The 20515-nt window shown below is 43.2% G+C and carries 20 protein-coding genes and 1 other annotated feature; of the genes, 15 read left to right on the top strand and 5 right to left on the bottom strand.

Going from position 1 to position 20515, the window contains the following annotated elements; genetic code table 11:
* The first annotated feature begins 159 nt into the window (after window positions 1-159).
* From P4S58_RS12435 to P4S58_RS12425, 3 genes are all read left to right on the top strand, one after another.
* Complete coding sequence (locus P4S58_RS12435) at window positions 160-1092, top strand: TIGR01212 family radical SAM protein (RefSeq protein ID WP_102963581.1); 933 nt, start codon at window positions 160-162, stop codon at window positions 1090-1092.
* A gap of 146 nt (window positions 1093-1238) precedes the next feature.
* Window positions 1239-3584: an aerobic respiration two-component sensor histidine kinase ArcB gene (gene arcB, locus P4S58_RS12430; protein WP_102963580.1), complete on the top strand. Its 2346-nt coding sequence runs from the start codon at window positions 1239-1241 to the stop codon at window positions 3582-3584.
* A gap of 1 nt (window position 3585) precedes the next feature.
* A complete protein-coding gene (locus P4S58_RS12425; RefSeq protein ID WP_042480378.1) occupies window positions 3586-4047 on the top strand; it encodes a hypothetical protein in 462 nt (153 codons plus the stop codon).
* A 141-nt stretch (window positions 4048-4188) separates the two neighbouring features.
* Here the strand turns inward: P4S58_RS12425 and arcA are convergent, their stop codons facing one another.
* Window positions 4189-4905 (bottom strand): two-component system response regulator ArcA, encoded by a 717-nt coding sequence (gene arcA / locus P4S58_RS12420; RefSeq protein WP_042480376.1) that lies wholly within the window; start codon window positions 4903-4905, stop codon window positions 4189-4191.
* A gap of 321 nt (window positions 4906-5226) precedes the next feature.
* Here arcA and P4S58_RS12415 point away from each other — a divergent pair, with 321 nt between their 5' ends.
* Window positions 5227-5613: a DUF3293 domain-containing protein gene (locus tag P4S58_RS12415; RefSeq protein ID WP_337164164.1), complete on the top strand. Its 387-nt coding sequence runs from the start codon at window positions 5227-5229 to the stop codon at window positions 5611-5613.
* Between the two features lie 73 nt (window positions 5614-5686).
* Entirely contained in the window at window positions 5687-6172 is a 486-nt protein-coding gene (locus tag P4S58_RS12410; protein WP_042480372.1) for a putative 4-hydroxy-4-methyl-2-oxoglutarate aldolase, read from the top strand.
* Here the strand turns inward: P4S58_RS12410 and P4S58_RS12405 are convergent.
* Window positions 6169-6660, bottom strand: a complete 492-nt coding sequence (locus P4S58_RS12405) for a hypothetical protein (RefSeq protein WP_042480371.1) — start codon at window positions 6658-6660, stop codon at window positions 6169-6171. The genes P4S58_RS12410 and P4S58_RS12405 overlap by 4 nt on opposite strands.
* Window positions 6661-6947: 287 nt before the next feature.
* Window positions 6948-7065, top strand: a sequence feature (Thr leader region).
* A gap of 30 nt (window positions 7066-7095) precedes the next feature.
* On the opposite strand from P4S58_RS12405, the gene thrA reads away from it, so the two are divergent.
* Genes thrA through thrC form a run of 3 tightly spaced genes read left to right on the top strand, consistent with a single transcriptional unit; the run spans window position 7096 to window position 11813 of the window.
* Window positions 7096-9555 (top strand): bifunctional aspartate kinase/homoserine dehydrogenase I, encoded by a 2460-nt coding sequence (gene thrA, locus P4S58_RS12400; RefSeq protein ID WP_102987240.1) that lies wholly within the window; start codon window positions 7096-7098, stop codon window positions 9553-9555.
* Window positions 9556-9573: 18 nt separating this feature from the next.
* On the top strand, window positions 9574-10530 hold the full coding sequence (gene thrB, locus P4S58_RS12395) for a homoserine kinase (protein ID WP_042480786.1): 957 nt from the start codon (window positions 9574-9576) through the stop codon (window positions 10528-10530).
* Window positions 10527-11813 carry a threonine synthase gene (thrC, locus tag P4S58_RS12390; protein WP_269348700.1) on the top strand — a complete coding sequence of 429 codons (1287 nt, stop codon included), beginning with the start codon at window positions 10527-10529 and terminating at the stop codon, window positions 11811-11813. The genes thrB and thrC overlap by 4 nt, the downstream gene beginning before the upstream one ends.
* 96 nt (window positions 11814-11909) lie before the next feature.
* On the opposite strand, the gene grcA is transcribed toward thrC, so the two are convergent.
* Window positions 11910-12287 (bottom strand): autonomous glycyl radical cofactor GrcA, encoded by a 378-nt coding sequence (grcA, locus tag P4S58_RS12385; RefSeq protein ID WP_042480363.1) that lies wholly within the window; start codon window positions 12285-12287, stop codon window positions 11910-11912.
* Between the two features lie 338 nt (window positions 12288-12625).
* Between grcA and nfo the strand changes: the two genes are divergently transcribed.
* The 3 genes from nfo to P4S58_RS12370 all read left to right on the top strand — a co-directional run bounded on the left by nfo (window position 12626) and on the right by P4S58_RS12370 (window position 15261).
* Window positions 12626-13501 (top strand): deoxyribonuclease IV, encoded by an 876-nt coding sequence (gene nfo, locus P4S58_RS12380; protein ID WP_102963574.1) that lies wholly within the window; start codon window positions 12626-12628, stop codon window positions 13499-13501.
* A gap of 415 nt (window positions 13502-13916) precedes the next feature.
* Window positions 13917-14603 carry a uracil-DNA glycosylase gene (gene ung / locus P4S58_RS12375; protein ID WP_102954407.1) on the top strand — a complete coding sequence of 229 codons (687 nt, stop codon included), beginning with the start codon at window positions 13917-13919 and terminating at the stop codon, window positions 14601-14603.
* Window positions 14604-14709: 106 nt separating this feature from the next.
* On the top strand, window positions 14710-15261 hold the full coding sequence (locus tag P4S58_RS12370; RefSeq protein WP_102954406.1) for a hemerythrin domain-containing protein: 552 nt from the start codon (window positions 14710-14712) through the stop codon (window positions 15259-15261).
* Between the two features lie 62 nt (window positions 15262-15323).
* On the opposite strand, the gene P4S58_RS12365 is transcribed toward P4S58_RS12370, so the two are convergent.
* Window positions 15324-15512: a DUF3545 family protein gene (locus P4S58_RS12365; RefSeq protein WP_102954405.1), complete on the bottom strand. Its 189-nt coding sequence runs from the start codon at window positions 15510-15512 to the stop codon at window positions 15324-15326.
* A 675-nt stretch (window positions 15513-16187) separates the two neighbouring features.
* Here P4S58_RS12365 and P4S58_RS12360 point away from each other — a divergent pair.
* The 4 genes from P4S58_RS12360 to P4S58_RS12345 all read left to right on the top strand — a co-directional run bounded on the left by P4S58_RS12360 (window position 16188) and on the right by P4S58_RS12345 (window position 19498).
* The gene (locus tag P4S58_RS12360) at window positions 16188-17627 is read left to right on the top strand and encodes an alanine/glycine:cation symporter family protein (protein ID WP_102987243.1); all 1440 of its coding nucleotides are present in this window, start codon (window positions 16188-16190) and stop codon (window positions 17625-17627) included.
* A 126-nt stretch (window positions 17628-17753) separates the two neighbouring features.
* Entirely contained in the window at window positions 17754-18527 is a 774-nt protein-coding gene (gene yaaA / locus P4S58_RS12355; protein WP_337164162.1) for a peroxide stress protein YaaA, read from the top strand.
* Between the two features lie 19 nt (window positions 18528-18546).
* Window positions 18547-18720, top strand: a complete 174-nt coding sequence (locus tag P4S58_RS12350; protein WP_180980153.1) for a DUF5363 family protein — start codon at window positions 18547-18549, stop codon at window positions 18718-18720.
* Window positions 18695-19498, top strand: coding sequence for a TatD family hydrolase (locus P4S58_RS12345; protein ID WP_180980309.1), 804 nt, complete (start codon window positions 18695-18697; stop codon window positions 19496-19498). The genes P4S58_RS12350 and P4S58_RS12345 overlap by 26 nt, the downstream gene beginning before the upstream one ends.
* A gap of 50 nt (window positions 19499-19548) precedes the next feature.
* Here the strand turns inward: P4S58_RS12345 and P4S58_RS12340 are convergent, their stop codons facing one another.
* On the bottom strand, window positions 19549-20514 hold the full coding sequence (locus P4S58_RS12340; RefSeq protein WP_102954402.1) for an ABC transporter permease: 966 nt from the start codon (window positions 20512-20514) through the stop codon (window positions 19549-19551).
* Window position 20515: the final 1 nt, after the last annotated feature.

Below are 20515 nucleotides of genomic sequence, written 5' to 3'. Positions count from 1 at the left end.
AACAATGTGTATTAAATGCTTATTTTGTGAATGTTTATTGATTTTGATTGGGTCTTAGCAAGTTCTGTATATTTACAATTGGCTACCATTTTTTTGTGATTTTGTAATTTAATTACAAAGATCGCATTGAGAACTATTTGCATCTATTTTGGTACCCATATGCAGTTACACGAGTTAGTTAATACCATCGGTCAGGATCTCCAAAGGCGTTACGGAGAGCGTGTACACAAGCTGACTTTACATGGTGGTTTCAGTTGTCCTAACCGTGATGGCACCATTGGCCGTGGTGGCTGTACATTCTGCAATGTGGCCTCGTTTGCGGATGAAGAGACGCAAATCCAAAGTATTGAAGAACAGTTGAAAGACCGTGCTGGTGAAATCCATAGAGCTCGTAAATATCTCGCTTATTTTCAGGCATATACCAGCACTTATGCTGAAGTTCAGACCTTGAAGAGCATGTACGAACAGGCACTAAAAGCTGCGGATATTGTCGGCTTATGTGTTGGAACTCGACCGGATTGTGTTCCTGATGCTGTCCTTGATCTGCTCGCAGGCTATGTACAACAAGGGTATGAAATTTGGTTGGAACTTGGCTTACAAACCGCGAATAACCAAACCTTGAAACACATCAATCGAGGTCATGACTTCGAATGTTATGCGCAGATCACTGAGCGAGCACGATCTTTGGGGATTAAAGTCTGTACTCACTTAATTGTTGGCCTGCCAAAAGAGACCAGTGACGACAATATTGAAACCCTGAAAAAAGTTGTGGAAGTGGGTACTGACGGCATCAAATTGCATGGTTTGCATATTGTCGAAGGCAGCACAATGGCTAAGGCATGGCGTGCCGGAAGATTAGAAGCGCCAACGTTGGAAGAGTATGTTGCGATTGCCAGCGAAATGATTCGTTTAACACCGCCTAATGTGGTTTATCACCGTGTTTCTTCCGCAGCACGCCGACCAACCTTGTTATCTCCGTTGTGGTGTGAGAATCGCTGGCTCGCAATGACGGAAATTGGTAAAGCATTAGATAAAGAGGGCGCGCAAGGTTCTCTTATTGGTCAGCCTTTTCACTATCAAACTGTCCGTTAATTTCCCTCATCACAGCGGAAAAGAGTCGGACTTTTATCAGTAACCCTTGATTAGTTCAAATTCTTCAAAGACGAGTAACTTCTTTGGCTGACTCTTGGCATCGAAACAGGCTAGACTACGGCTAATTCATTCCTGTGGAGTTATGAATGAAACCGATGAAAAATCTCGCCCAGTACTACGTGGATCTGCTAGTCAAACTGGGTATTTTGCGTTTCTCTATTTTACTGGCGCTTGCTTTAGTTGCTCTGGCTGTGGTCGTTCAGGTAGGTATCACACTTGCCCTTAATGGCTATGTTGATGATATCGATATTCTGAGATCGGTGTTCTTTGGTCTGATCATCACCCCTTGGGCTGTGTATTTCCTTTCCGTGGTCGTCGATCAGTTGGAAGAGTCACGTCAGCGTCTTTCCAAACTGGTTTCCAAGCTCAAAGATATGCGTTCACGAGATCAAGAGCTGAACCAAAAGCTCCAGCAGAACATTGTTAAGCTGAATCAAGAGATTGAAGAGCGTATAAAAGCGGAAGAAGCACGTGAAGAAGCCATGGTGGATTTGGAAACCGAGGTTTTTCAACGTGAAAAAACACAGGTTGAACTGGCTGAACGCACGGCTCTGTTACGTTCATTCATCGATGCTTCTCCTGACTTGATCTATTATCGAAACGCAAAAGGTGAATTCTCGGGTTGTAACCGAGCCATGGAAGAACTGACCGGTAAAAGAGAAAGCGAGTTGGTTGGCTTAACACCTTGGGATGTTTACCGTAAAGAGATTGCTCAGTCGATTGTTGAAACCGATCAACGCGTATTCAAAGACAACCGCGCTATCACTTATGAGCAGTGGCTGGAATATCCAGATGGCCACAAAAACTATTTCGAGCTACGCAAAGTACCGTTTTACAGCAAAGATGGCCGTCACCTAGGTCTGGTTGGCTTTGGTCGTGATATCACTGAACGCAAACGCCACGAAGAGTCTTTGGAAAAAGCCAGCCGCGATAAAACCACATTTATCTCGACAATTAGCCATGAGTTGCGTACGCCGCTCAACGGTATTGTCGGCTTAAGCCGAATGCTGCTGGATACGCCAATGACACCTGAGCAGCGCAAACACATGCAGACAATTAATGTCAGTGCTGTCACCTTGGGTAATATCTTTAACGATATTATTGATATGGATAAGTTTGACCGTCGCAAGCTAGAGTTATTCCCTGCACCTTTGAATTTCGAAGAATTCGTTGTCGAGCTAGAAAGCTTGTCGGCTCTGATGGCGGAGCAGAAAGGTCTGCGCTTCGATTTAGAACGATTAACGGATTTACCTGAACTCGTCAGTGTGGATGCGACGCGACTTCGCCAAGTGCTGTGGAACTTGATCAGTAACGCAATGAAGTTCACCAAAGAAGGTGGAGTGGTGATGAACGTCAGTGCGGATATCGAAGATGATATGGCATATATCACCATGGATATTGAAGATACCGGCATCGGGATTCCTGAATCGGAACTCGATAAAATTTTTGCCATGTACTATCAGGTGAAGTCTGGCGAGGACAACTTACACGCTGTTGGTACAGGTATTGGCCTTGCGGTATCTCGTCAGCTTGTCAATTTGATGGGCGGTGATATTACCGTGAGCAGTGAAGAAGGCTTTGGCAGTACTTTTACGGTGTCGATCAGTGTTCCTTTGGTCGAAGCATCCGAAGTGAAGAAGGCTCCGGAGGCAGTTCAGCGCAGTTTGAATATCTTTATGGTCGAAGACATTGAACTCAACGTCACCGTTGCTCGTTCATTGCTTGAAAGTCTTGGGCATAAGGTTACTGTCGCCATGACAGGACAAGCCGCGATTGATAATTTTAAACCGGAGCTGTATGACTTAGTCTTCTTGGATATTCAGCTTCCGGATATGACGGGCTTTGATATTGCGCAGTATTACCGCAGCCACTATCAAGAGCTTCCACCGCTGGTGGCGTTGACAGCTAACGTGCTTAAAGATCGTTCTGAATATCTTGAAAAGGGCATGGATGACGCGATAAGTAAGCCACTATCGGTTTCAGCTGTTCAGGATGTGATAAGCAAGGTCACTATGAATCCTCTGCAAATAACAGACGAGGTAAAACCTATGGAAAAACATATTGAAGGCAACGACGATCTTTATGTTCGTCTGCTGGATCTCGACATGCTGACTTCTTACGTTGATATTGTTGGGCAGAAGCCTGTACTTGATAGCATCAAGATGTTTGAAGAGATGATGCCAAGTTATATTGAAGTCTTGGATTCCAACATGGTGGCGAAAGATCAAGACGGCATTGTTTCTGAAGCGCATAAGATAAAAGGCGCAGCAGGATCTATAGGTCTAAAACACATTCAAAGTGTGGCGCAAAAAGCACAATCTCCAGAAGCGCCAGCTTGGTGGGAAAACATAACCGATTGGGTTGAGGAAATTAAGAACGAATACCTCAACGATATTGAAGTACTCAAACAGTGGTTGGAACAAAGGAAATAAAATGAAAAAACTTGCTCTCGCTTTATTAGCTCTGACAATGGCTGCATGTACTTCTCAGACTTCTAATCACGAAAACATTAACTGGAAACAGGGTAATTTGGCTGCTTTATCTGAGACTGACATCCAGCTTAAAAGTAATCTGTGGACAGACAAGATGCCTAAAGTTGATGGCACATCTGAGAGCCAACCTCTTAACGGTACTTTGATGCTAGACACTTCTGGTGAACTGTCAGCGGAACTTGTTGTTGAAATGGTGGTTATCAAGCAGAAAGACAATACTTGGATCGTTCAAGGCGATGAGACTGAATTGAGAACATTGAGTGAAAATCTTTGGGAAGTGGTGTTTGCAACGGAGATCCCAGTGGATGTCGAAAAGAGCGTTCACGTGGCTTTAGAGCTTAGTGACAGCAACGGTGATGTTTGGCTGGTGGAACGTAATGTCACTATTGATAAGGTCTACTGAACGATAGAATCTAACGTTCGATAAGGTCGATTCATAGCATTTTCTATTGCGAATAAAACCCAAATAGAGAACCCAAGACACAATAAAAAAGCCCCAGATAGGGGCTTTTTTGCATTCTTTAGTAGTAAGAACAGCGAGAGCTTATTCTTCTAAGTCGCCACAGAAACGGTAACCTTCACCGTGAATTGTTGCGATGATTTCTGGAGTACCAGACACTGACTCAAAGTGTTTACGGATACGACGAATCGTTACGTCTACAGTACGGTCATGTGGTTTCAACTCACGGCCTGTCATCTTCTTAAGAAGATCAGCACGAGTTTGGATCTTGCCTGGGTTTTCACAGAAATGCAGTAGTGCACGGAATTCTGAACGAGGCAGTTTGTAACCATCACCACTTGGACTAACCAGTGAACGGCTATTAATGTCTAGTACCCAACCGTTGAATTCGTATTTCTCAACAGAGCGTTTCTCATCTTGAGTTACGCCAGTGTTCATAGAACGGCTTAGTAGGTTACGAGCACGAATAGTAAGTTCACGAGGGTTGAATGGTTTAGTGATGTAATCATCTGCACCGATTTCTAGACCAAGGATTTTATCTACTTCGTTGTCGCGACCAGTCAAAAACATTAGAGCAACATCAGCTTGCTCACGAAGCTCACGAGCTAGCAACAAACCGTTTTTACCCGGTAAGTTGATGTCCATGATCACTAGGTTGATGTTGTTGTCAGATAGTTCGTGGTGCATTTCTTCACCGTTACTAGCTTCAAAAACATCGTATCCCTCGGCTTCAAAAATACTCTTTAGAGTGTTACGAGTAACTTGCTCGTCTTCAACGATAAGAATCTGCGGGGTTTGCATTGGCGGTACCTAAACTTGTGAAAAATTTGTGCTAATAGAACTCATTCTAGGCAAAAACATAACATAGGGTAATTTGATGTTAACAATAAAACTTAATTTATGTAAAAAATCTACTCTCGGGTTGCCCGCCATCCGTGGAATACTAGTTTATGAGGAATCCAATACCTCTTTGGTTCTACTAGTCTTTGAGCCGGATTCTATAATGTTAACAGCATGCTAACAACGGCCAAATGTTAATTCCAATCACTTTGTTGATTTACATCAATTGTTAGAATGTAACAGATATTAAAACTAATGACGAGATGTAACACCAGTAACTTCATGAAAATAAATGCAAACCTTTGGCAAGCTTATTCCAACGTGAAATTTGATCTTCAACATAAAATGGCCTTTGAAAACTACGCCATCATTACCGCATGGAACCCTGAAAGTGATAAGTTGTCAGAATATGAGAATTGCGTAAATAATCAACGTTTACAGAATGAGCTGATTAGTTATGATTGGTGCTCTGTTCGCGTTGGTGATCCAGAATTTTATTGGTTTGAAGAAAGCTTTGCCGTGAATATGCCTTTGGATAAGGCGTTACAACTCGGCAGAGTTTATAGGCAGAATGCCATCTATTACGTGTGTAACAACATGCTTTATTTACATTCCTGTAAGGGAGAACTACGGGAATGCTTAGGGGATTTCAATTTATTCAAACTGTAACCCAAAAGAGGTTATTCCCCTTTAGAGCCTAATTATTTTTTGAAATTACAATTACGAGAATCATGGAGGAACGATGAAAGATATCACACCGGATATATGTGATCGCTACGAGTCACAGGTGACTTTACTCGACTTACCTTTGCAAAATTACGGTATGAGAAGCAGTTTTTGGGGAGAGATAGTGACAGTCCGTTGCTATCACGATAATTCAAAAGTGCGTGAAGTCTTGAGCCAGAATGGCAAGGGAAAAGTACTGGTGGTTGACGGTCACGGCTCTCGCCGAAAAGCACTGATGGGAGATCAGGTTGCTATGATGGCGATTGATAACGGTTGGGAAGGAGTGATTATCTATGGCGCTGTTCGAGACGTTGTCGCGCTTTCGCAAATGGATTTAGGGATAAAAGCATTAGATGCTTGCCCATTTAAAACCGAAAAGCGAGGTGTAGGTAAAGTGAATGTAGCTCTAGCTATGCACAATCAAATGGTGTTGCCGGGGGATTATGTCTATGCCGACTGGAATGGAATCTTGCTCTCTAAGCAAGCGCTTGATTTGAGCTAAAAACGAAATCCTAAACCCACTTCAACACCTTGTTGCCACTCTTGATAGCCAAGGGTGGCATGCAAATCTAAATCATCAGAAAGCTGTAATCGACTGGACAATTCTGCCCCAATATTTGAAGTTCTCTCACTGTTTTTATCCGAAAAATAGGATTGTACTGAACTGCTTAATGTTACTTTTTCAGTTAGCTGGTAGCTAACTCCACTGAGCAATCCATTTTCTCTAAAACTGTTGTTGCCAGAGTCAGATTGGTTGATGCGGGCGCCGACATAAACATCAATGTCGTTGAATATCGCATAGGCGTATCCACCATCAATGTTGATATCCCAACCACCAAATTCATCTCTGTTTTGTTCGCTGGTGATCTGTTCACTTGTTAGAAACAATCGATGTGGGGAATCTTTCTGCATTGAAGGCAGAGTAGGAAGTTGTTCAGAGCGAGCACTAAAAACAATGAGCATGCAGGTAATACCAAGACTAAGTCTCATGATATCCCCCTTGTAGTTATAAATTTTTTAAATGACTTTTCCACTGCGCTTTACAAAGTCTAGGCACAAAAAACAGAGTCGGCAGAGGAGTCGTTAGAGTATTTGGTTATTTACTTAGTCGGTTTTGTTTGCTCAAATAATGATTGTTGATTTTTTAGAGACTTAGCTAACTAATCAGAATGAAACATAAAAAAAACTACTTTTTCGTTGACTATGCGATAAAAAATAGGTTAAACGTAGGGGTAAGCAAACACACAAACGAAGTAAGATTTCTATGTTTAATAACAGCCTAGTAATGATGACAACCACCATTATTATTACCGACATTACGCGTGTTGGGGCAGGCTGCTAAGCGTAAAATTTTCAAAGAAGGCCTGTATCCCCACCGATACAGGCCTTTTTTTATGCCTATTTTTAATGACTTGGAGTAAAGGGATGCGAGTTCTAAAGTTTGGAGGTTCATCGTTAGCTGATGCTGACCGTTTATTACGGGCAGCAGACATCATTGCAAATAACGCTCAGCAGGAAGACGTTGCCGTTGTTCTTTCTGCACCGGGTAAAACCACAAATAAACTTGTGGCAGTGATCGATAGCGCGATGCGTAATGGAGAAGCAGAACTACAAATTAAAGAGTTGGAATCTTCGTTCAACACTTTATTTGAAGATGTAAAAGCAGTATTGCCAAACATCGATGGCGCTGCGTTTGATAATCAAGTCAAGTCTTCAATGTCACAGCTACGTCAGTTCGTGCATGGCATCAGTCTATTAGGCATGTGTCCTGATAATGTGAATGCTCGCATTATCAGTAAAGGTGAGCGTGTTTCTATTCAGCTAATGAAAGCGGTAATGGAAGCAAAAGGATTAGCCGCCAACCTAATTGACCCAGTAAAATATCTGCTAGCGAAAGGCGATTATTTAGAAGCGATGGTTGATGTTGAAATTTCAACTCAAAACTTCAAGGCAAACCCTCTTCCAGAAAAACATGTCCACATTATGCCGGGCTTTACAGCAGGTAATAAGAAAGGTGAATTGGTTTGTCTTGGCCGTAATGGTTCGGATTATTCTGCAGCCGTCTTAGCCGCTTGTTTGCGCGCTGAGTGCTGTGAAATTTGGACTGATGTGGATGGCGTTTATAACTGTGACCCACGTTTAGTTGACGATGCTCGCTTACTTAAATCTCTGAGCTATCAAGAAGCGATGGAACTCTCCTATTTTGGTGCTTCCGTTCTCCATCCAAAAACTATCGCTCCTATTGCTCAGTTCCACATTCCTTGTCTAATCAAAAACAGTTTCAATCCTCAAGGCCCTGGCACTTTAATTGGTCTTGATACTGGTGAAGATAATCTGGCGATCAAAGGTATCACAACGCTTAACAACCTAACTATGGTCAACGTTTCAGGCCCTGGCATGAAAGGCATGGTGGGTATGGCTAGCCGAGTGTTCGGAGCAATGTCTGCTGCGGGTGTCTCTATCGTTCTTATCACACAGTCTTCATCGGAATACAGCATCAGTTTCTGTATTGAAGCAGAGCACAAAGTGCTAGCTCAACAAGCATTGTCAGAAGCTTTCGAACTCGAACTCAAAGATGGTTTGTTGGAGCCAGTTGAGTTTATGGAAGATCTTTCGATCATCACTCTTGTTGGTGATGGTATGCGTACGTCGCGCGGTGTTGCTTCTCAGTTTTTTGCTTCGTTAACAGAAGCTCACGTCAATATCGTCGCGATTGCTCAAGGTTCATCAGAGCGAGCGATTTCAGCGGTTATTCCAGAAGACAAAGTGTCTTCCGCAATTAAAGCGTGTCACGAAAACTTATTTAACTCTAAACACTTCCTTGATGTTTTTGTTGTCGGTGTTGGTGGTGTTGGTGGCGAGCTGGTTGATCAAATTAACCGTCAACAGGCGAAACTGGCGGAAAAAGGTATTGTGATTCGCGTATGTGGTCTGGCGAACAGTAAGGGCTTGCTACTTGATAGCGAAGGTCTGCCTCTTGATAACTGGCGTGACCGCATGGGTGCAGCATCGGAAGAATTTTCTTTAGCTCGCTTAATTGCCTTGGTTCAACGTAACCACATCATCAACCCTGTGCTGGTAGACTGTACTTCTAGTGAAGCCATCGCGAATCAATATACAGATTTCTTAGCGGCAGGTTTCCACGTTGTAACTCCAAATAAGAAAGCAAACACAGCAAGCATGGCGTATTACCATCAGTTGCGCGAAGTGGCTCGTCACTCTCGTCGTAAATTGATGTATGAAACAACAGTTGGTGCGGGTCTGCCAGTTATTGAAAACTTGCAGAACCTCATTGCTGCAGGTGATGAGCTGGAAAAATTCAACGGTATCTTATCAGGCTCTCTATCATTCATCTTCGGTAAGTTAGATGAAGGTCTGACACTGAGCCAAGCAACAACGATTGCTAAAGAAAAAGGTTTCACAGAGCCAGATCCTCGTGATGATCTATCAGGTATGGATGTGGCTCGTAAGCTACTTATCCTTGCTCGTGAAGCGGGAATGGTATTAGAGCTAGAAGATATTAAAGTGGAACAAGCGTTACCACCGGGCTTTGATGCATCAGGTAGTGTTGAAGACTTCATGGCTCGCTTGCCTCAAGCGGATGAATATTTCCAACAGCTGTCAGCCACAGCGGCGGAGGAAGGCAAAGTTCTTCGTTACGTAGGCGAAATAGCGGAAGGTGAATGCCGAGTACACATCGCGATGGTCGATGAGAATGGTCCTATGTTCAAAATTAAAGATGGCGAGAACGCTCTGGCATTCTACAGCCGCTACTATCAGCCAATTCCTTTAGTGCTACGCGGTTACGGTGCAGGTACTGAAGTAACTGCTGCTGGTGTGTTCTCGGATGTCATGCGTACGCTTGGCTGGAAATTAGGGATTTAATCAATGAGTTCAAGTGACATGGGCGTAGTCGTTTACGCCCCAGCTTCTATCGGTAACGTAAGTGTTGGTTTCGATGTATTGGGTGCTGCGGTTTCACCGATTGACGGAACACTGCTTGGCGATCGTGTACAAGTAAAAGCGGGTTCAGAACCCTTTACACTGAAAACGGCAGGCAGCTTTGTTTCTAAGCTTCCAGAAAACCCGAAAGAAAATATTGTTTATGATTGTTGGACAGTGTTCGCTCGTGAGCTAGAGAAAAAGCAGGTTGAACTGAAGCCTCTTGAAATGACGCTAGAGAAGAACATGCCTATAGGTTCAGGTTTAGGTTCAAGTGCTTGTTCAATTGTGGCTGCACTGGATGCGCTCAACCGATTCCATGATCAACCATTAAACGAAACTGAACTGTTGGCATTAATGGGTGAAATGGAAGGAAAGATCTCGGGCGGCATTCACTATGACAACGTTGCCCCATGCTATCTCGGTGGCGTACAACTGATGCTTGAAGAGCTTGGCATTATCAGCCAAGAAGTGCCTTGTTTTGATGATTGGTACTGGGTAATGGCTTATCCGGGTATTAAGGTTTCAACGGCTGAAGCGCGTGCTATCTTACCGTCTCAGTATCGCCGCCAAGATATCATCGCTCATGGTCGTTATCTGGCTGGCTTTATTCATGCCTGCCACACCAATCAGCCTGAGTTAGCCGCGAAAATGATCAAAGACGTGATCGCAGAACCTTATCGTGAGAAACTGCTGCCTGGTTTTGCGAAAGCTCGTCAATATGCGCTTTCTGCTGGTGCATTGGCGACAGGCATCTCTGGTAGCGGTCCAACGCTATTTAGTGTGTGCAAAGAAAAAGACGTTGCCGAGCGCGTTGCGCGTTGGCTGGAACAAAACTACGTACAAAACGAAGAAGGATTCGTTCACGTTTGTCGTCTAGACAAAAACGGTTCAAAAGTTACAGGAAGTGAGCTATGAAGCTTTACAACATAAAAGAAAATGATGAACAAGTATCCTTTGGCCAAGCCGTGCGCCAAGGGTTAGGCCGTAACCAAGGTCTATTTTTCCCGTCGGAATTACCAAAGTTTGATGATATTGATGCGCTATTAGCCGAAGATTTCGTATCACGCAGCACTAAGATCCTATCTGCTTTGATTGGTGACGAACTGCCAAGCGAGAAAGTGAATGAGATGGTGGCATCTGCATTCCAGTTCCCTGCGCCAATCAAATCAGTAAAAGATGGCGTTTATGCTCTTGAACTGTTCCATGGTCCAACGCTTGCGTTTAAAGACTTTGGTGGCCGCTTTATGGCTCAGTCTCTTGCGGCTGTATCTAATGGCGGAAAAATCACGATTCTAACAGCAACATCTGGCGATACAGGTGCTGCGGTTGCTCATGCTTTCTACGGCATGGAAGATATCAATGTCGTGATCCTTTATCCAAAAGGTAAAATCAGCCCACTACAAGAAAAGCTGTTCTGTACATTAGGTAAGAACATCCACACTGTTGCTGTCAATGGCGATTTCGATGCATGCCAAGCATTGGTTAAAAGCGCATTTGATGATGCAGAACTGCGTGAGAAAGTAGGTCTTAACTCAGCTAACTCAATCAACATCAGCCGTTTAATGGCACAAATCTGTTACTACTTCGAAGCGGCTGCGCAAATGAGCAAAGCAGAGCGCGAAAACCTTGTTGTTTCAGTTCCAAGTGGTAACTTCGGCAACCTTACTGCAGGTTTATTAGCTAAAGCGTTGGGTTTACCTATCAAACGTTTTATCGCTGCAACGAACGCAAACGACACTGTGCCTCGTTATCTAGAAACTGGCAAATGGGATCCAAAACCAACAGTGGCGACCACTTCAAATGCGATGGATGTGAGCCAACCAAACAACTGGCCACGTATCGAAGAGCTATGCAAAATCAAAGATTGGGGCTTGGAAACTTTAGGTAAAGGTGCGGTTCTCGATAACGAAAGTGCGGAATCAGTGAAAGAGCTGAACGCATTGGGTTATCTGTGTGAACCACACGGTGCAATTGCCTACCGCGTTCTTGAACAGCAACTTCAAGAAGGTGAAACCGGTCTGTTCTTATGTACTGCACATCCAGCTAAGTTCAAAGAAGTGGTTGATGAGATTTTAGGTACGGACATCGAATTACCAGCACCTTTGGCTAAACATGCTGTTATGGAACTACTGTCTGATGAGATGGACGTTGACTTCGCAGCACTGAGAAAGCATCTAATCAAGGTTCGTGGCGAGTAATACAAGGTAGAGAATCATTACTGATTCTCTACCAACAAAGCATAAAAAAGCGGTGCTACTGTAAGAGCACCGCTTTTTTTAATTTGCGAAACTGAATTATAGAGATTCAGTAAAAGTACGAGCGATAACGTCGCGTTGTTGCTCTGGAGTTAGAGAGTTAAAACGAACAGCGTAACCTGATACACGGATAGTTAGCTGTGGGTACTTCTCTGGATGAGCAACGGCATCTTCCAACGTTTCACGCTTAAGAACGTTAACGTTAAGGTGCTGACCACCTTCAATTTTTGGAGTTGTTTCGATAGCCACTTCACGGCTTTCGTACTCGCCAAGGTCAGATACTGGAACAACTTGATCTTCTGAGTAGCTACCAGTTGCTGCAACACAACGAGCTTCGTTTGTTTCACTATCGATTAGCCAAATAGAGTTAAGTAGGTCATCATTAGCTGCTTTAGTGATTTGGATACCTTGGATCATCAATATCTCCTAGTCCACTTTCAGTGGTATTTATTGGTGTTAAATTTCGTAATTATTGTTGAGCTTCGTATTATATATTTTATATCCATGATTATAGTATTGATATAGGTCAAAAAACAACATAAAACCTTAATTGTTTTAAGGTGAATAAATTGATGTTAATCAATAAGCGTTTAATAAATATAATTATTCAATTAAATTTTAATGATTAAAAAATATTTTATGGTTAAGTTTTGTTCTATTTGTGGTAATAAAACTACATTTTAACGTGCTAGAACAAGCTAACTAGAACAAATCAGTAAGTTATAAAAGCCAATTTGAAAGTAGAAAGTGATTAAATGACAAAAGAAGTAAAGCCTCTTGGCAACAAATATATTGGTGCTCATGTTTCCGCTGCTGGTGGCGTCGATCAGGCGCCATTAAGAGCAAAAGAGATTGGTGCAAACGCGTTTGCTATCTTCACTAAAAATCAGCGTCAATGGGTAGCGAAGCCACTAGAAGCGTCAACAATAAGACGTTTCAAAGAGCAATGTCAGCGTTTAGGTTTCTCTGCTGACTATATTTTGCCTCATGACTCCTACTTAATTAATTTGGGCGCGCCAGAAGAAGATAAGCTGGAAAAATCGCGTGCAGCATTTATTGATGAGATGGAGCGTTGCAATCAGCTAGGATTGAAACTACTGAACTTCCATCCGGGCAGCCATTTAAAACTGGTGTCTGAAGAGCAGTGCCTTGCGACTATTGCTGAGTCAATCAACCTTGCTCATAAAGCTGTACCTGATGTGATTGCTGTTATCGAGAATACAGCAGGGCAAGGAACGAACTTAGGCTGGCGCTTTGAACACTTGGCGGCAATCATTGATCAAGTAGAAGACAAATCTCGTGTCGGTGTTTGCCTCGATACTTGCCACACCTTTGCCGCTGGCTACGATTTAAGTAGCTTTGCCGCTTGTGAAGCTACTTTTGCGGAGTTTGATCGTGTTGTCGGTATGCACTATTTAAGAGCAATGCATATTAATGACTCAAAAGGTGGACTAGGCAGTAAGCTGGATCGCCACCATTCATTGGGCAAAGGTGAGATCGGTTGGGATTGCTTTGAATACATCTCTAAAGATCCTCGTTTTGATAATATCCCATTGATTTTAGAAACAATTGATCCTGATATTTGGCATTTAGAGATCCAAACAATGCGCGAGCACCATTTAAGTGTATAAATTGTTCGTTTGAGATCACGATATTGGCATGCTTTTCTCATGACGTTTTCATGAAACGTTGTAAAGAAGGATGCCCAATTATGTTCTCTTCAGTTTGTGTTACCTCATCATTCAGTGCTCGACCTGCTGCCCGTATGCCAGTGCCTAATCGGCATGTAACAGGTAGAGGCCACCATCGTTCACCGCAACCAAGTAAATCTCATTGCAAGTAAGGCTTACTGATGAGAACTGCTGTTGGTCGGTAAGATGAAATCTTGGTTGTTGTGTTGATGACATTTGTGAATTGTTTACGACATTCTTGATCAAAATCTGAGGTTTCAGGGATGTCGTATTCGATTTTACGAGTGCTGTCTGGCTGCAACTTTGTGCTCATGGGTATAAGATAAAGCAATTATTTTTATACTCAGGAGCTGTTATGAGCCATTCTTTGACTTGGCACGATGTCATTGGTCTAGAGAAAGAACAAGAATATTTCCAGCAAACGCTGAAGTTTGTCGAAGCTGAGCGAGCCGCTGGTAAAGTTATTTTCCCGCCTGCTAAAGATGTGTTTAATGCCTTTCGCTTTACTGAGTTCGATGACGTCAAAGTCGTTATCCTCGGACAAGACCCTTATCATGGGCCTAATCAGGCACATGGTTTGTGCTTTTCTGTCTTACCGGGTGTGAAAACGCCTCCTTCTCTGGTGAACATGTATAAAGAACTGGCTCAAGATATTGACGGCTTTCAGATCCCGAATCATGGCTATTTAAAAAGCTGGGCGGATCAGGGCGTCTTGTTGCTCAATACTGTTTTAACGGTAGAGCAGGGGAAGGCACATTCACATGCTAAAACGGGTTGGGAAACTTTCACTGACCGTGTAATTGATGCGCTAAACCAACATCGTCAAGGCGTGATCTTCCTTCTTTGGGGATCTCATGCACAGAAAAAGGGGCAGATGATAGACAGAAGTAAGCATCATGTACTTATGGCTCCTCATCCTTCGCCGTTATCAGCGCATCGAGGATTCTTGGGTTGTAAGCATTTTTCGCAAACAAATCAGATACTCAAACAGTTAGGCCAAATACCAATTGATTGGCAACCAACTCTTGATTCGAATCAATGATGTGATGAATGGTTGTTCGTATTGCTGTTTTTTCGACCAAAATCAAAGCGGATTAGTCATTCCTTATATAGACTTTACCTACAAGACTGTGTAAGGGAGACGCACAATGATGATTGAAAGAATCAGACGTGAACATGGATACATGACTCGACTGTTGGCTATTTTGCGCGGAAAGTTACAGCTTCTTAAAGACGAAAAACCGATTAACTACAGCCTCGTTAAGGAGATTGTGGATTATCTTTCAAGGCATTCTGAAAGTGTCCATCACCCCAAAGAAGACATTCTTTATCGGCATTACATGAAGCATTATGGCGAGCATGAAGAAGTCTCGGATTTAGAAAAAGAACATGCACTGTTATCCAAATCGACACATGAGTTTTTGAACACGGTGGAGATGATCCTAAATGATGCGGTTGTTCCTCAAGATGTATTTATGGAACAGCTAGAACAATTCATTAATTCACAGCGTCAACATTTAGAAATGGAAGAGCAAACAGTTTTACCGCTGATTAATCGAACTTTTAGCGTTGCAGATTGGCAACAGGTGGAATCTGAGTGGAATTGTAGTGAAGAAGATCCGGTATTTGGTTCAACCATTGCGGAAAGATACGCTCAGCTTGCTCGTCGAGTAAGAAAAAGCGAAACAGAGTGCAATTAGGAAAAATGTACAAAGTCAAAGTGTAGAAATAGAAGAGGCGCCAACAAAGGCGCCTCTTCTATTTATAATTTGAGGTCATCGAGTTCTAGACAGACATCCATTTCCAATAACTCTCTTTCCAACCGTTTTCGATCTCGTATAGCTTCTATCTCACGCCACATCCTTTTAGCAGGTTTCGCTCTGCTACTCGCATTTGAGCGGAGCTTTGCGATTTGTGCATCTAACAGTTCATCAAAGTGCAAGTCGTCCATAAGCAAGCCTCTTTCTGGTTGTCTCCTTTCCTGGAGTTTTTTCTAAATATCATATTTTTAAGGACAATAACTATGATTTATTTCTCATTTGTTTCATTGATATGAAATTTTTATGGATTTCTTCTAGGAATATAAACTTTGTTAGCATTGGGGTGGTTGTTATTTAACCGGTTGGATACCAATTTTCTTATTTATTGATAATTGGCTGATGTTAATGAAAAGTTACTAATCTAGGCCGTGGGATTGCCGGTTGATTAATATTTGGTCGCTAGGTTTCTAAATGTTTCAAGTTCCGCAATTAGAAATCATTTTGTGATGGAGCATATAGAGCTATAAGGCTGAATGTGACTTCAACTTATTGTGCATGACATAAGTTTGGTGTGGGAGGTAATGTTTTATTAATGTAATAGTAATGTTTTTTTGTGTGATTTTTACTTGGTGTTGTTTCTACGAATAGCGCTTACGGATTCTCATAAATGCAACTTAACTCATATTGATTTTTAACAACCCTGCCTGCATTATTCTCGCCCATCATATAGATACCTAAACCGATAAGGTGTCTTCATTCTCCTGAACTACACACCATTATAAAAGCAAATCGCAGCCAGCGAGCGTGTAGTTAAAGTGCTAACTTTTATTTTCAGGTTCTAATACTTACTCTTTTTAGAGGTTTTTGTGACAGACTTAATTAACTTAATGAACGACCTGCTTTGGGGATCGATACTGGTGTATCTCCTTGTTGGTGTCGGTATTTATTTCACCTTGCGTTTAGGCTTTATCCAATTTCGCCATTTTGGGCACATGTTCAGTGTGCTGAGAAACAGCCGTAAAGCTGACAATGCTGGTATTTCTTCTTTTCAAGCTCTTTGTACCAGTCTTGCTGCGCGTGTAGGTACAGGTAACATGGCTGGTGTTGCGGTTGCATTAACCGTTGGTGGCCCTGGTGCGATTTTCTGGATGTGGATGACAGCGATGCTAGGCATGGCGACTTCATTCGCAGAAAGTACTCTTGCTCAGCTTTACAAATCACGTGATAAGGATGGCAACTACCGTGGTGGCCCTGCTTATTACATGGAAAAAGGCTTGGGTATGCGCTGGATGGGGGTGATTTTCTCAATCTTCCTTATCATTGCGTTTGGCTTGGTGTTCAATGCAGTACAAGCTAACTCGATTTCAAATGCGATGAATAATGCATTTGGTTTTGATCCGATGATGGTGGGTATTGGTATTGTGCTACTAACTGCCTTCGTAATTTTTGGTGGTATCCGTAAAATTGCACGAACCGCTGAACTTATCGTCCCATTTATGGCTATCGCCTACCTAGCAATTGCGCTTGTGGTCGTGTTCATGAACATTGAGAAAGTGCCTGCGGTGTTCTCTCTGATCATTAAAAGTGCTTTCGGTTTTGAACAAGCTGCCGCTGGTGGTCTTGGCTATGCGATTGCACAGGCAATGATCAACGGCGTGAAGCGTGGATTGTTCTCAAACGAAGCTGGTATGGGTTCTGCGCCGAATGCCGCGGCTTCTGCAACGCCTTATCCTCCGCATCCTGCGTCTCAAGGTTATGTGCAAATGCTGGGCGTATTTGTTGATACTATCGTGATCTGTTCAGCGACTATGGCGATCATCCTAGTGTCTGGTGAATATGTTCCGCACGGCGAAATTACTGGTATCGAGCTAACACAACGTGCACTAAGTTCACAAGTCGGTGATTGGGGCGGCGTGTTTATTGCGATGGCGATTTTCTTCTTTGCCTTCACCTCAATCATTGCGAACTATTCATATGCGGAAACTAACCTGATATTCCTTGAGCACAACAACAAGAAAGGTTTGGTCGTATTTCGTCTGATTTTCTTAAGTATGGTGATGTTTGGTGCGTTAGCGACACTGCCTACGGTTTGGGCTATGGCCGATGTTTCTATGGGCTTGATGGCGATTGTTAACTTGATTGCGATTCTGCTTCTGTCTGGAACCGTAATTAAGCTTGCGAAAGACTACAACCGTCAGCTAGACGCGGGCAAAGTACCAACTTTCAATGCCAATGACTACCCAGAACTAAAAACTCAACTTGAAGATGGAATCTGGGATCAATCGAAGTCGAATAAAGCAAACTAAGTACACTAATAGATAGTACCGATGTTATAGATTGGAAAAGCCATGCAGACACTGCATGGCTTTTTTTGTAAGCTATCGTTCAAAAGCAATAAAAGTCAGCTCAACAGAATTTATAAAGGAAACCTTATGCTTATCGTGGTCTCTCCAGCAAAAACATTGGATTATGAATCTCCATTGCCAACAACGCGCTTTACCCAGCCAGAGTTGACTTCGCATTCAGCGGAATTAATCAAAGTGTGTCGTACACTGACGCCACAAGATATTGCCGACTTAATGAAAGTCAGTGACAAAATTGCTGGTTTGAACGTGGCACGCTTTGAGCAGTGGACCGAAACTTTCACACCTGATAATTCTCGCCCTGCGATCTTTGCCTTCAAAGGTGATGTCTACACAGGTCTCGAAGCAGAAACATTGTCTGAAGCGGATTTAGATTATGCGCAAAATCATCTGCGTATGCTGTCAGGCTTATACGGTTTGTTGAAGCCTCTCGATCTTATGCAGCCTTACCGCCTCGAAATGGGTACTAAGCTGGGTAATGAACGTGGCAGCAATTTGTATCAATTCTGGGGCAACATCATTACCGATAAGCTAAATGAAGCAATTAAGGCACAAGAAGATAATGTGCTGATCAATCTTGCTTCGAATGAATACTTTAAAGCCGTTAAACCGAAAGCTTTAGAGGCTCAAGTGATCACTCCTGTGTTTAAAGACTGCAAAAATGGTCAATATAAAGTGATCAGCTTCTTTGCTAAAAAAGCTCGCGGTATGATGGCGCGATACATTATTGAAAACCGTATTGAGTCGGTGAAGCAGTTGGAATCTTTTGACACTGCGGGCTACTACTATTGTGCCGCTGAATCGACAGCAACAGAGCTAGTATTCAAACGAGAAGAACAATAAGCCTATAGATGAGGTTGTTATGCTAACTTGGTTTAAAAAATGGCTGGCACGCTATGATGATTGGTGTCAAAGCATGGGTTTAACGCCAGATCAAAAACGTTGTTGCGTTCCTTATCGTAAAGATCCAATTCATGATAAAGAACCGAGCCATGACAAAGACCCTGCTCATGGCAAAGACATTGAAAAATCATAAGCTGAGGCTGTTTGACACCCATTGCCACTTTGATTTTGATGAGTTTGCCGCATCGTTTCCGGAGCAAATGTCTGCCGCAACGCATGCTCAGGTAGATAAAATCCTTATTCCATCGGTTGGTGTTTTTAATTGGCTGCGAGTGAAAAATCTCGCGGCACAATACCCAGCAACCCTTCGATACGCCCTCGGTTTTCATCCTTATTTTCTTGAACACTTTGCCGATGAACAGTTGCAGCTGTTAGAAGATGAATTAGCACTGCGAGAAAGCGCTTGTGTTGCCGTAGGCGAATGTGGATTAGACGCTATGGTTGAGGTCAATACCTCGCTCCAAGAGCGTGTTTTCATCGCCCAACTAGCCATGGCGCAACACGCTCGTCTTCCGGTAATTCTGCATAGCCGCAAAACGCATAATCGATTACTGCAATTAATTAAACAACATCGCTTTACTCAAGGTGGTGTGTTACATGCTTTTTCCGGCAGTGAACAACAAGCCAGACAGTTTATCGACCTTGGCTTTAAAATCGGTGTAGGCGGAGTGATTACTTACCCACGAGCTAATAAAACTCGACAAGCGATCAGTCAATTACCGATAGAGTCTTTGGTTTTAGAAACCGATGCACCGGACATGCCGTTATCCGGCAGGCAAGGCGAGGCGAATCATCCTAAGTACTTAATTGATGTCTTAGAAGAGTTGGCGGCGCTGAGAGACACGAATAAAGAACAACTGGCATCACAGCTTTGGACAAACAGTATTGAGCTGTTTGGGAACGATGAATAGCAAAAGGGAGCGAAATTCGCTCCCTTTGTTTTAAGTAAAAGATTAAATCGTTATTCGCGCTCTTTGGTGTATGGAACACCAATCGCTTTTGGCGCAACTGCTTTACCAATAAATCCAGCAAGTAGAAATACCGTCAAGATATATGGCAACGCTTCGATGGCTTGAACCGGAATAGGGAAGTCACCAACGCTCACGCCTTGCAGACGAATTGCCAGCGCATCAAGGAAGCCGAACAGCAAACAGGCTGCCATAGCTGTCACAGGGCGCCACTTACCAAAGATAAGAGCAGCGAGAGCCATATAGCCTTTACCTGCGCTCATGTTAGGAATGAACTGCGCAGTTTGACCTACAGAGAGGTACACGCCAGCTAAACCCACCAATAATCCACAGATCACCATGGCACTATAGCGCATGCCCGCAACAGAAATACCGGCTGTATCCACTGCCGCCGGAGAATCACCTACTGCTCTTAAACGTAAGCCGAAGCGAGTTTTGAACAATACGTACCAAGACAAAGGTACTGCCGCTAAAGCTACGTACTCAATAATCGAGTGACCGCTCATTAGCTCAGAATAAATGAGCCCAACAACAGGAACATCTTGCAACGCATCAGCGCCAGGTAATGTTATTGGTGCAAAACGAGCATCGCCAGAAAGCGCTGGTGTTTGACCGCCTTGATTAAACCAGTAACGTCCTAGAGTTACGGTTAAACCTGTCGCAAGAATATTGATTGCCATACCGCTGACTACTTGGTCGCCACGGTGTGTAATCGAAGCAAAGCCGTGAAGTAAGGCAAGCAGAATAGACACCAGCACACCAGCACAAACACCCAGCCAAGCTGAGCCAGTGATGTAAGCTGTCGCAGCACCTGCGAAAGCGGCTGCCAAAAGTTTACCTTCCAGTGCGATGTTTACTACACCTGAACGCTCACTAAACATACCGGCTAGAGCGGCAAGAATAAGCGGGGTGGCAACACGAATTGTGGCATCAGCCATTAAAATGATGGTTTCAAACATG

The organism is Vibrio sp. Hal054 (assembly GCF_037162405.1).
GTDB lineage: Bacteria > Pseudomonadota > Gammaproteobacteria > Enterobacterales > Vibrionaceae > Vibrio > Vibrio diazotrophicus.
The sequence above is the reverse complement of the archived record's forward strand: the minus strand, read 5'-3'. Positions and strand labels throughout refer to the sequence as shown.